This is a genomic window from Curtobacterium citreum (genome assembly GCF_006715175.1).
In the GTDB taxonomy this organism is placed as follows: Bacteria; Actinomycetota; Actinomycetes; order Actinomycetales; family Microbacteriaceae; genus Curtobacterium; species Curtobacterium citreum.
On the sequence record NZ_VFMQ01000001.1, the window covers coordinates 1,473,951 to 1,485,764 of the forward strand.

Below are 11,814 nucleotides of genomic sequence, written 5' to 3' on the forward strand. Positions count from 1 at the left end.
CAGCCTGTCGAGGCCGGTGTCGGATCAGGCCGGCACAGCGGCCAAGCGAGCTCGCTCCTCGGCGAGCACCTGGGTGATGAGCTGCGACTCGGATATGTCGAACGCCTGCATCGAGGCCTGCGCGGTGTCGCTGACGGCGGCGAAGTCGCCGAAGATCTGCGACTTCCGCGCGAGCATCCGGACCAGGGCCGCATCGACGCCGTCCTCGGACAGCAGCCGGTGCACCTGGACCGTGTCGAGCTGGCCCATCCGTCGGGCCCGGGCGATTGCCTGCCACTCGGTCGTCGGCTTGAGCTGCGGCTCGCAGATCACGACGACCGAGGCCGCCTGGATGTTGAGCCCCACACCGCCGGCGATGATCTGGGCGATCAGGACCGCTCCGGGAGCCGCCGCGGAGAACGCGTCCGCCATCTCCTGGCGGGCCGTCGGGGACGTCGAACCGCTCAGCGGACCGAAGACCTCGCCCCCGACCGCCTGACGTGCCGCTTCGAGGACTGCACGGTAGTGCGAGAACACGAGCGTCTTGCGACCGTTCGCGCGGGCATCGGCGACGACCTCCCGGAGCGACTCGACCTTGCTCGAGGCGTCGCCGTCGAGCATCGCGAGCTGTCGCATCGCGTGGAAGTTGTCGCTGGCGACCGCATCGGCGTACCGGGAGGCTTCGGCCGGGGTCAGGTCGGTCCACTCGTCGACCTCGACGAGGTCGGGGAGCTCCGTCAGGACGTCCTCCTGACTCCGGCGCAGGTACACGGGTGCGATCTGCTTCCGGAACGCCATCGGGTCGTGCTCGGCGTCGACCGTGAGGTCCGGGCGGATGTGGTCGACGAGGACGCGGAACTCCTCGACGCGGTTCTCGAGCGGCGTGCCCGACATCAGGACGACGCGGTCGGAGCGGTCGAGGAGCGTGCGGGTGTTCTTCGTGCGTTTGGCGTCGGGGTTCTTGACGTAGTGCGCTTCGTCGACGATGACGGCCGCGAACCGTTGGTCCTCGGGGATGCGGGTGCCGAGCCAGGCGAGCGTCTCGTAGGTCGTGACCGCGACGCCACCGTCGCGGAGCCAGGCGTCCACGCCAAGCGAACGGCTCGGACCGTGCAGGCGGTGCACCGGAACCCGGGTGTGCTTCTCGGTCTCCCGGATCCAGTTCGCCACCACGGCTGCGGGGCAGATCACGACGAACCGCGGTGCTGGTCCGTCCGCGGTCTGATGTGCCGCTGCGACGTGCGCCACCACGGCGAGCGCCTCGACGGTCTTGCCGAGCCCCATCTCGTCGCCGATGACGACCCGCTCCTGCACCAGGGCGAACGCGGCGCCGAACCGCTGGTAGCCACGGAGCGATGCCGTCAGGAGCGTTGTGTCGAGCTCGAAGCGCTCGACCTGCTCGATCAGGCCCTCGGGGAGTGAGCCACGGCCCGCGGTCCTCGAGTCCGTCAGACCGATTTCGTCGAGCAGTGCGAAGTAGCTCGCCGGTCGGTCGAGGAAGTCGCTCCAGTCGTCGGTCGACCGGAGCCGCTCGCGATCCCCGGCTGCACGGACGGCCCGCTGCCGCGCGTCGTCCGCGTCGATCTCGAGCCGCTCGACCGTGCCCTCTGAGGGGTTGAAGCCGCCGGAGGCGATCGCTCCCGGCTGGTGCACGATGCCGAGGACGGCGCCGTGAGCGACCGCGGTCGCCAAGGGGCCGAGCTCGTCGACGAGCCCGGCGACGCGGGGGCCGCCACTGTTCTTGACCGCTTCCCACGTCCGGAGCGCCGAGACGAGTGCGACGCTCCCGGTGTCCTGCCGACGGGCGTCGATCTGGACGGCCGCATCGGCACGAGCCGCGTCCTGCATCGCCCGAGCGGCGGCGTTGATCCGGGTCGCGGTCGTCTCGCCGACGCCGGGGAGCCGACCGGCCACGATCGGGTCCGCGAGCAACTGGCCGACGGTTTCGATGCCCGCGTCCCGGACGGCACCGAGCCGGAGCTGATCCCGCGTGACCTCGCGCAGCCGCTCGACGTCCATCTGGCGGAGCTCGCGGCGCGCGGCGTCTTCGCGGACCCGACGACCGGCTTCGAGCACGCGCTCGCGCGACGACCCGGCTGCCTCCACGGCTTCACGCAGGATCCCGATCGTCCGCGGCAGGTGGTCGAGCGCGGCGAGGTCGATGAGGGCGGCAGGACCGAGGTCCGCGGTCGACGCGAGCAGCCGGCCCTCGGTGTCCAGCAGCGGCTCGAGGCTGCTCGGCACGGGACGGCGGTCCTGCGTGTCCACCGCCTGCAGCGCCGCCAGGACGCCGCTCCGGTCGAGCCAAGCGTTCGTGTCCTCGAGGTAGTGGCCGGCACGCGCGGCTGCGTCGCGGCGCTCCCGGCCGACGAAGAGGCTCGCGATACCGGAGACCGCGTCTTCGTCGTCGAGTGCGCGGCGGACGTCGTTCGTGAGCATGTCGAGCAGCTCCTCGACGGGCCGGTCGATGCGGGGGAGCGCAGCGGCGTGCTCGATGGTGGCCGCGAGCGATTCGTCGCCTTGGTGGAGCGGGATGACCGAGCAGGACAGTGCGGTGCCGCGGACCTCGACACGACGGGACAGGATTGCGTCGACTGCTGCCGTCGCTGCCGACTGAGCAGCGGTGCGGTGCGCACGGATGCCATCTGCGACGTCCGCGAGCATCCGCATGCGGTCTCGGATCACCTTGTCGACCATCGCCGCCCTCCCCGGTTGTCGAGCTCATCGTTGCATGGCGCCGAGCCCGCGCCCGCCGCCGACGACCCCGACGCCGACGACTGCGACACCTGCAGCGCCGTCACCGGCGAACGCCGACCCACAGCCCGTCCCGGGCCCGGGTCATGCCGACGTACAGCTCCCGGCGGTCGAGCTCCCGGCGCTCCCGGTCGGCCTCCGACGGCTGGCCGGTCTGCTCGGCGAGGAGTCGTTCGCGCACGTGTGCGAGCAGCACCTGCTTGAACTCGAGCCCCTTCGCGCGCTTGATCGTCCCAACTTTCACCGCGTCGACGGTCCGGCCGTCGTAGCGTTGCAGCGACACGACCGGGAGGCCCGCCGCCCGCAGCGCCGCTGAGACCTCGTCCGCGTGCTGGTTCGTCGCGGTGAGGACGCCGACGTCGCCGTGCCCGGTCCCGACCAGGCGCAGGACCTGCCGGATGCGCGCGACCATCGCCGCGTCGTGGTCGCCGGCGCTCGTCGCCCGGTGCACCGTCGGCACGCTCCCGGAGCGGGTCACCGCGGAGACCGCGTCACCCACGCCGTCGACCCCCTCGATGTCGACGAACTGATCATCGGCGACCATCTGCTTCGCGAACTCGAGTACCTCGGCGGTGTTGCGGTGGTTCAGGTCGAGCACGACTCCGCGTCCGGCCAGGCTGATCCCGAGCTCGCTGAGGGTGTAGCCGCCCGGGTAGATCGTCTGCTGCCCGTCGCCGATCAGGGTGAGGCCGTCCTGTCGGTCGCCGACCAGCGTGTGCAGCATCGACACCATCGCGCACGACAGGTCCTGGGCCTCGTCGACGATCACCGCGCCGTACCGGTCGAGCGGGCGCTCGCGGAGGGCGTCGCGCGCCATGAGGACGACGTCCTCCCAGTCCGTCCCGCCGCGCTTCCGCAGACCCGTCGCGTACGCCTCGTAGAGGTCCCACACCGCCTGCCGCGTCTCCAGCGGGAGCGCGTGCTTGCGTCCGACACGGGACAGGTCGGCGTACTCCTCGAACCGCGTCAGGCCGCGTCCCTTGATGACGTGCTTGACCTCGTCCTCCCAGTACCGGCGCGTGAAACGCGCCGAGCGCAGCGGACTGGAGGCGCGGATCGCGTTCCATGCGTCGTCGAACGCGAGTCGCGCCTCCCGTCCGGGAACGCGGTACGCGATCCCGCGCTCGTCCAGCAGGCGCTTCGAGAACGCGTGGACGCCCATGAAGTCGACGCGACTGACCATGTCGGGCGCGAGGCGCGCGAGGAGCGATTCGAGGACGGCGGGGAGGGTCGCGATGTACGTCGTGAACAGGACGCGACTGCCGGTGGCGCGCGCGAGGTAGGCGGCGCGGTGCAGGCCGACGACGGTCTTTCCGGTGCCCGCGGCACCGCGGATCCGCGCGGGACCGTTGAAGCTGCGGCGGACGAGCTTCGCCTGTGCCGGGTCGAGGAACGCCATCCACTCCTCGATCGGGGCCTCGAGGACGCCGTCGAGCAGCTTCTCTACGAGTTCGTCGTCGTGCGCTTCGTTCGTGTGGACGTCGTCGGCTCCTTCATTGCCTGCGATGGCTGGTGGGGCGCTCCGCGCGAGGACCGGCGCCGGCACGACGACCTGCGGCGCTGTGTCCGGCTGCTCGCCGATCACGGGGAAGTGCTGCAGGAGCGCCGCGAGCACCTCGTCGACGCGGGAGGCCGAGAGCCGGGCACCGCGCTTGGTGATGTGCCCGATGACGTCGTGCACGCCGAGGACGTCGACCGACGCGACCCGGGCGTGCATCCGCCTCTGGCCGGCGAGGGCGGTGATCGCGTGCACCTCGTTCGGTGCGAGGCCCGTGTCGGCGAGGGCTGCCCCGGTCGAGTAGGCGAGGTCGGCGAGCCGGGCGATGTCGTCGGTGACGTCCTCCTGGCCGCGGGTGATCCGGTCGCCGTGGACCGCGACCTCGCGCCACGCCTTCGTGTCGACGATGAAGACGCCACCGCGGCCGACGACCACCATGTCGACCTGGGCGGTGCGGCTGCCGGGCCACCGGCGGTCGGCGAGCAGGTGGTAGCCGATGCCGGCGAGTGGGGCGAGGATCCGGGCGGTCTCGCTCTCGGTGCGCTCGGCGATCTCGAACTGTTCGGCTCGTCGTTCGGCGTCGTCGGCCTGGCGTCGGTGTGCGTCGGCGAGGCCGCGTTGGCGGCGGGCCTCGAGGCCTGCGGATTCCCCGGCCATCGTCATGGTGCGTTCCCCGGGGATCCTGTGCGTCGCAGCGTGCGTCGTCCCCTGGGCGCGCGGTGCTGAACCATCCTCGTGGATCGGGGGTGGGTGAGGTCAGTACCCGTTCGGGGTGCAGGGCGTTGTTCGGAGGCTGCGCTGAGGGGCCGCCAGCGATGTTTGCGCTGCTACCGTCTGGGCATGGCGGAAGACGGACTCCAGGAAGAACTCCGCGCGTTCGTCCGAGAACGCGAATGGGCGCAGTTCCACACGTCGGAGAACCTCGCGAAGAGCATCTCGATCGAAGCGGCGGAGCTGCTCGAATGCTTCCAATGGGACGCGGAGGGCGATGAGTCGCGGGTGCGCGGGGAGCTCGCGGACGTCCTCACCTACTGTTTCCTCCTGGCCGACGGGCTCGGGGTCTCGCCCGAAGCCCTCATCCGGGAGAAGCTCGTCGTGACGCGGGCCAAGTACCCGGTTGAGCGGGCTCGAGGGCGGAGCGCCAAGTATGACCAGCTTTGACATCGAGAAGCTGCCGTTCACGGCCGAGCATCTTCGGTCCTGGCGCGATGTCGACCCACGCTTCATCAACTGGCCGGTCGTGTACATCCTCGACGACGGGAAACGGGTCTACGTCGGGGAGACGGTGAACACAGCCGCCCGCATGCGTCAGCACCTGGATTCGCCTGATCGCGGAACGCTGAAGGCGGTTCGTCTCGTGCTCGACGACACCTTCAACAAGTCGGTGTGCCTCGACCTCGAGTCGCAACTCATCGCTCTGCTCGCCGCAGACGGCAAGTACACGGTCCTGAACAGCAACAAGGGGATCGTCGACGCCGAGTACTACGATCGGTCCCGCTACCGCGAGACGTTCCGGGAGATCTTCGATGCCCTGCGGCACCAGGAGGTGTTCACGCGGAGCTTGCCGGAGATCGAGAACCGGGAACTCTTCAAGCTGTCTCCGTTCAAGGCGCTCAATCGTGACCAGGCGGTCGTGATGGAGGACATCCTCGAGGGCTTGTTCGACGACTGGGAGCTCGATGCAGCTGCACCGATCGCCGTGCAGGGCGACCCTGGCACGGGCAAGACCATCGTCGCGGTCTACCTCCTCAAGCTCCTGAGTGACATCGCTGATGGGAAGGGGTTCGACGATCTCGAGAGCGACGCGCTGTTCTCCGACTTCTTCACCGAAGAGAACCGCGATCGGTTGAGCACCGCACGGCTCGGGCTCGTCGTGCCACAGCAGGCCCTGCGGGCATCGCTCAAACGGGTATTCGCGAAGACCCCTGGGCTCGACAAGGCAATGGTGCTGACGCCGTTCGAGGTCGGTCAGAGCGACGAGCGATGGGATCTGCTCGTCGTCGACGAGTCCCATCGGTTGAACCATCGAGCCAATCAGGCCTCGGGCATGCAGAACAAGAGCTTCGGAGAGATCAACCGCAAGCTCTTCGGAGAGGATGCAGACCACCTGACGCAGGCGGACTGGATCCGCAGGCAGAGCCGGCACCAGATCTTCCTGATCGACTCCGACCAGAGTGTCCGACCGGCTGACCTTCCGCAGAGCACGCAGAGGGCACTCATCGCGGGGGCACGCGAGTCTGATCGCCACTACCGGCTCTCCACGCAGATGCGGGTGCGAGGTGGCTCGGACTATGTCTCGTTCGTCCGCGGGCTGCTTCGCGGTGAGCAGCGCGAGCGAGCAGACTTCGGCGACTACGAGCTGCGTCTCTTCGATGACCTCGGGAAGATGCACGAGGCGATCCGTGCACGAGACGCCGAGGTGGGGCTCGCACGACTCGTCGCTGGGTACGCCTGGGAGTGGAAGAGCAAGAACGACGCGGACGCCTTCGACATCGAGGTCGACGGGCAGCGGCTGAGGTGGAACCAGACGCAGAAGGACTGGATCACGTCAGCGGGCGCGTTGGAGCAGGTCGGTTCGATCCACACTGTGCAGGGTTACGACTTGAACTACGCGGGCGTCATCATCGGTCCGGACCTGCGCTTCGACCGGGAGACACAGCGGATCGTGTTCGACCGGGCGAATTACTTCGACAAGAAGGGCATGGAGAACAATCCGCGTCTGGGTATCGAGTACTCAGATGATGACGTGCTTCGCTTCGTCTCCAACATCTATGCAGTCCTGATGACGAGGGGAGTGCTCGGCACTTACCTGTACGTCGTGGACCCAGCTCTGCGGGAGCGGCTGCGAGCGGTCGTCGGGTAAATGTGAGCTGAGCGGGAATCGATCGGCCCAAATCGCGAGGCCGATGTCGAAAGCGTCACCTATCCGGAATCACCTTTAGCGCTATCGGATCTGGCTCCGTTGGCCCCTGGGAGCGAGATCGTCGGCCCGAAGAATGGTCAGATCCCGCGTGACCAGTGAGCAATTGTAGAGCACCTAGCAGCCAAGTCTCGAATCCGATAAGACCTATTATCGGAACCGACTTGGTAGGCGTGCGTAGGCTCGAGCCACACGACGAGGAGGCTCCAATGGCAGTTGAGGTCACAGTGGATGGCGGTCCGACCTTGGAAGCACGGGACCGGATGCGGCAGCAGGATCTGCCGCTCGAGGAGCGGTTCACGGACGACTTCACCGACCACGACGCCGCCGACGGGCAACCACAGGACGGGTCCGGGATCGCGTGGTTCTGGGAGCAGTTCGGGAAGGCGTTCTCCGACGTCGAGCGGGAGGACGTCGAGACGATCGCGACACCGACGAAGGTGATCACGATCTCCACCCTCGCCGGTACGCACACGGGGGAGTGGATGGGGCACGCCCCCACCGGGCGCCGTTTCACCGGGATCCGCAACGTGCAGGTCATCGGTTTCCGGGACGGCCGCGCCGCGGAGCGGTGGGGGAGCACCGACCAGCTCGGCATCCTGCAGCAACTTGGCTTCGCCTGACGTGACCGACCAGCAGTCCGTGACCTCCGCAGCCACCGCCAGCAGGAGGGCGATGACGGCAGAGCAGCGTGCGGCGGCGGAACGCTCCCGCACCGCGTCCGCGCGACTGCGAACCGCCGCCGGCGACGAGGCCCCTACTGGGCCAGCTGTGGTGACGGTGCCGGTGGGCGCAACGCCACGGGCGTTCGCGGAAGCGTCCCTGTCGGAGAACACGATCCGCGCGTATCGGTCGGACCTGCGGCAGTTCGCCCGGTGGCGTGCCGGGTTTCTCGACCATGAGATCTCCGAACCGTACGAGCTCGAGCAGGTCACCACGGCACCGGTCGACCCGACCGAGGTTGCCGCGTTCCTCGCAGACAAGGCCAACGCCGTCCTCCCTGATGGTGGGCAGCGGTACGCGCCGGCAACGATCAGCCGGTACGTCGCCGCGATCGACTGGGAACACGCCCGCCGCGGCCACACCCCACCCGGCTCCACACCCGTTGTCCGCGACGTCCTGAAGGGGATCCGTCGCACCCGGTCCGTGCCGGTGCGGCGGGCGAAGCCGATGACGTTGAAGGCGCTGCAGAGGACGCTGCTGAAGATCGACGTCGCCGATCTGCAGACCGGAGCGCTCGGAACACGCGATCAGGCGTTGCTGCTGTTCGGGTTCGTCGGCGCGTTCCGCGAGTCCGAACTCACCGCCCTCACCGTTGCTGATCTCCGTCTCGTCGACGGCGAAGGCGTCTACGCCCGAGTGCGGAAGTCCAAGACCGACCAGGACGGCGCCGGCCGGATCAAGGTGCTGCAGCAGGGCGCAAACCCGGTCACCTGCGCCCCCTGCGCCTATGTCCGACTCTCCCGGCTGATGGCTGCGCAGGACGCGCGCGGGGAAGCGGGCCTCTTCGCCACGCTTACTGGTGCGAGTCTCGCCGTGCACGTCTGCACTGACGGGCTCGGCGCCGACCGGTTACCGCCGTCGATGCCGTTCTTCCGCGCCGTGTCGAAGTGAGGCCTGTTCCGCACCACCGGCATCAGCCCGACCACGGTCGGGAAGGCCGTCGCCCGCCGCGCGCACGCGGCCGGGCTCGGGGAGGATGGCTGGTCCGGGCACTCTCTCCGCGCCGGGTTCGTCACCGAAGCCCGCAATGCTGGCGCCACGGACGTGGAGATCATGAACCAGACCCACCACACCAACGCCGCCACCCTGCAGATCTACGACCGCGAATACGCACCCCTGGTCCGCAACGCCGTCACCCGGATGCGCTTGTGACCCCCCCCCAAACTTCCCCCAAACTCGGCCCCAAACTCGGGTCCGACAGCGAGGCTCTGCTCGAGGCGCACTGGGGTCGGTTCGTCGCCTGGTGTGAGGCGGCAGGTCACGCGTCGCTCCCGGCGACGGCAGCAACGATCGAGCAGTTCCTGACGCTGTTCCCCGGTAGCACGTCGACAGAGCGGCTCCGCCGGCGCGCGATCCGCGCCCACCACCTTGCAGCTGGCCTCCTGGACCCGCTACCCACGGTGGAGGCGCGGGTGTGGCCGCGCTCGGAAGCCTCCGACCAGTCGGCTGTTGGCGAGGTGCTGGCGGCGATCCCGAAGTACCGGTACCCGATTGGGCTCCGCGGCCGTCGCGACGCGTTCCTCATCGTCCTCCTCGGGGTCCTCCACCTGACCCGTGAGCAGGCCCGCGCTATCACGCCGGACGACGTCGCGGTGACGAGCATCATCCGGATCCGAGGCCACGTCGTTCCCTCATCTGATGACCCGGTGTCCTGTGCTGCCTGCGCGGTGATTCGGTGGCTGCGCATCGTCGGACCGGTCTGGACTGGGTTTCGCGGCGACGTCATCCGCCTACTTGACCCGACGAAGGGGGACGTCGATCGGCACGACTGCGAGCAGCCGGTTCCGGGGGAGTGGCGCCGGGCGGAGCAGCTCCTGTTGCCGTTAGACATTCACGGCTGGTCGCGTACCGGGGTAAGCCTGTCGGGACGGTCCATGACGAGCATCACCACGAGTCGACGTGCAGCAGAAGCGAATGGTCCGACCCCGCAGGAGGTCCTCGGTGCGGTCGGGCGGCAGCCGTCGCGGTTCGACGCGCTGTTGTTGCACGAGACGCACGCCGAGCTCGGCGCTACGTATGCGGCGATCGACGCAGCCCTTGTTCGACTCGCGGCCGTTTGTGGTGATGCCCGGGCGCTTGGCACAGACCTCGAGCACGCAGCTAGCGCGTCCAAGTAGAGGCCAGCACCAGAAAACAACGACTAGCTCGCTGCCGGGGGATCTGCGCGCCCACAGCTTGAGGGTGGCCGGCGCCCTGGTGCATCAACTCTAGGGCGTCGCGCACATCTGTTGCTGAGACCGGTTCCTGCGCTTCAGATCAGGGAACGCCATGCCCTACGAGGCGTGGCGATGGGGCATACCTCAACGCGAAGGGCCAGCAGCCGCGGACTCCACGACTCGATAGAGAGGCGGTCTCAGGTTTGCGGTATGTTGACGGCATGGCTGAGGCAGACGATGACATTGATTCCACGGTTCTCGAGCGGACGCTCACCAATGAAGAGCTTGATGATCTGGTTGCACCCGAGGCAACTGCCACGTCGGTTACATTCTCGACCCAGGACTTCGATGTCGCAGGTTTGGTCACGCGACTGAAGCGGGGTTCGATGCTTGTGCCGAGCTTCGGGCATGAGGATGAACGCATAACATCTGCCGGCTTCCAGCGCGGATTCGTCTGGAGTAAGGCGCAGATGGATCGATTCGTTGAATCCCTGCTCCTCGGGTACCCAATCCCCGGTATTTTTCTCGTCAGGCAATCTACCGATAACCGTCTACTAGTCCTTGATGGGCAACAGCGCCTTGTGACTCTCCGGCGATTCTATGAGGGTATGCATCAGGGTCGCGAGTTCAAGCTCGAGAACGTCGGTGTGGAATTCAGAGGGCTTACCTATGAAAGCCTTGACGATGCCTTGCGCTTCAAGTTGGATGACTCATACCTCCAAGCGACAATAGTGCACGCCGATGGTTCTGATGAAGTGAATGATGCAGTTTATCAGATCTTCGAACGCCTCAACGCAGGAGGGACGCAACTCACCCCTCACGAGATCCGAGTGGCGCTCTATGCGGGCCCTTTTATCGACCTTCTGGAGCGGCTCAATACCCTGAGCTCTTGGCGAGTACTGTATGGAAAGAAATCTGCCCGAATTCGTGACCAGGAGCTCGTTTTAAGAATTCTTGCATTGTTCGCAGAGTCCGCTAGTTACGCCCGTCCACTCAAGGCCTTCCTCAACCGTTTCGTTGCTGCGCACCGGATGCAAGACGGGGTGGTCGATCAGGCTGGCGCCCTCTTTGAACGGGCAGCTGAGCGCCTCGCGGAAATCGGCCCTCGAGTCATGCGTCGGCCGGGAGGCGGGCAGGTGAATATGGCACAGGCAGAGGCGGTATTTGTTGCGGTTATGGAAGGTCTACAGCAAGGAGCCCTCGCTTCTGACCTTGGTGCAGCAATAGATCAACTCGTTGCCGACGACGGTTTCACGAGTGCCACTACTCGGGCTACAGCGGATAAAGACGCGGTTACTGCGCGGCTTGATCTTGCTCGACGGAGGCTGGTTCGCCGATGAGCGCGTGGCCGCCGGCTACCGTGCGCTCGCGATTGGTGGACCTTCACGAAGCTGTTGAATCCTTGCAGACTCTCCCGAAGGATTCCCCGGGAAACAGGCAGACAGCGCTCGCCCGATACCTAACAGTGCGATCTGCGGGTTATCTCGAGGCGGTGCGAGACGACGTGGCTGGTTTCTTTGTCGAGCGCATTTCGGTTGATCTTGTCACTAAGCGTATACGATCTGGCTTGGGCTCAGGTCAAGGGGTTACTCCGAAGCAGCTCGTCGACTTTGTCGCGTCATTCCACACTCCCTGGGGTGTGGAGCTTTCGAATTTGCTCAATGAAGACGATGGTCTTCTAGGTAACCGGCTCGGGGCTCTCGTTGCGTCGCGAAAGAAAATTGCGCACGGCGACGGCGATAGTGTTACATCCAAGCGCGCTCTCGAGTGGGCCTCGACTGCGG

The 11,814-nt window shown here is 67.1% G+C and carries 8 protein-coding genes; 6 read left to right on the forward strand and 2 right to left on the reverse strand.

The features are described 5' to 3' along the window. Positions 1-24: 24 nt before the first annotated feature. Complete coding sequence (locus FB462_RS07055) at positions 25-2,676, reverse strand: DEAD/DEAH box helicase (protein ID WP_167510038.1); 2,652 nt, start codon at positions 2,674-2,676, stop codon at positions 25-27. Positions 2,677-2,776: 100 nt separating this feature from the next. Beyond that, the gene (locus tag FB462_RS07060) at positions 2,777-4,888 is read right to left on the reverse strand and encodes a 3'-5' exonuclease (protein WP_141860978.1); all 2,112 of its coding nucleotides are present in this window, start codon (positions 4,886-4,888) and stop codon (positions 2,777-2,779) included. 183 nt (positions 4,889-5,071) lie between these two features. Here FB462_RS07060 and FB462_RS07065 point away from each other — a divergent pair, with 183 nt between their 5' ends. From FB462_RS07065 to FB462_RS07095, 6 genes are all read left to right on the forward strand, one after another. Next, on the forward strand, positions 5,072-5,392 hold the full coding sequence (locus FB462_RS07065; RefSeq protein ID WP_141860980.1) for a nucleotide pyrophosphohydrolase: 321 nt from the start codon (positions 5,072-5,074) through the stop codon (positions 5,390-5,392). After that, positions 5,379-7,094, forward strand: a complete 1,716-nt coding sequence (locus tag FB462_RS07070; RefSeq protein ID WP_141860983.1) for a DUF2075 domain-containing protein — start codon at positions 5,379-5,381, stop codon at positions 7,092-7,094. Before FB462_RS07065 ends, FB462_RS07070 begins: the two co-directional genes overlap by 14 nt. Before the next feature lie 320 nt (positions 7,095-7,414). Beyond that, complete coding sequence (locus FB462_RS07075) at positions 7,415-7,774, forward strand: ester cyclase (RefSeq protein ID WP_167510039.1); 360 nt, start codon at positions 7,415-7,417, stop codon at positions 7,772-7,774. 1 nt (position 7,775) lies between these two features. After that, positions 7,776-8,765, forward strand: a complete 990-nt coding sequence (locus FB462_RS07080; protein ID WP_141860987.1) for a tyrosine-type recombinase/integrase — start codon at positions 7,776-7,778, stop codon at positions 8,763-8,765. Between the two features lie 257 nt (positions 8,766-9,022). Further along, on the forward strand, positions 9,023-9,991 hold the full coding sequence (locus FB462_RS07090) for a hypothetical protein (RefSeq protein ID WP_141860991.1): 969 nt from the start codon (positions 9,023-9,025) through the stop codon (positions 9,989-9,991). Between the two features lie 260 nt (positions 9,992-10,251). Further along, complete coding sequence (locus FB462_RS07095) at positions 10,252-11,370, forward strand: DUF262 domain-containing protein (protein WP_141860992.1); 1,119 nt, start codon at positions 10,252-10,254, stop codon at positions 11,368-11,370. Positions 11,371-11,814: the final 444 nt, after the last annotated feature.

Excerpts from the sequence above, each read along its gene's own strand:
- FB462_RS07095 (WP_141860992.1), top strand. The coding sequence starts at position 10,252 with ATGGCTGAGGCAGACGATGACATTGATTCCACGGTTCTCGAGCGGACG.
- FB462_RS07060 (WP_141860978.1), bottom strand. The coding sequence starts at position 4,888 with ATGGCCGGGGAATCCGCAGGCCTCGAGGCCCGCCGCCAACGCGGCCTC.
- FB462_RS07055 (WP_167510038.1), bottom strand. The coding sequence starts at position 2,676 with ATGGTCGACAAGGTGATCCGAGACCGCATGCGGATGCTCGCGGACGTC.
- FB462_RS07070 (WP_141860983.1), top strand. The coding sequence starts at position 5,379 with ATGACCAGCTTTGACATCGAGAAGCTGCCGTTCACGGCCGAGCATCTT.
- FB462_RS07065 (WP_141860980.1), top strand. The coding sequence starts at position 5,072 with ATGGCGGAAGACGGACTCCAGGAAGAACTCCGCGCGTTCGTCCGAGAA.
- FB462_RS07075 (WP_167510039.1), top strand. The coding sequence starts at position 7,415 with ATGCGGCAGCAGGATCTGCCGCTCGAGGAGCGGTTCACGGACGACTTC.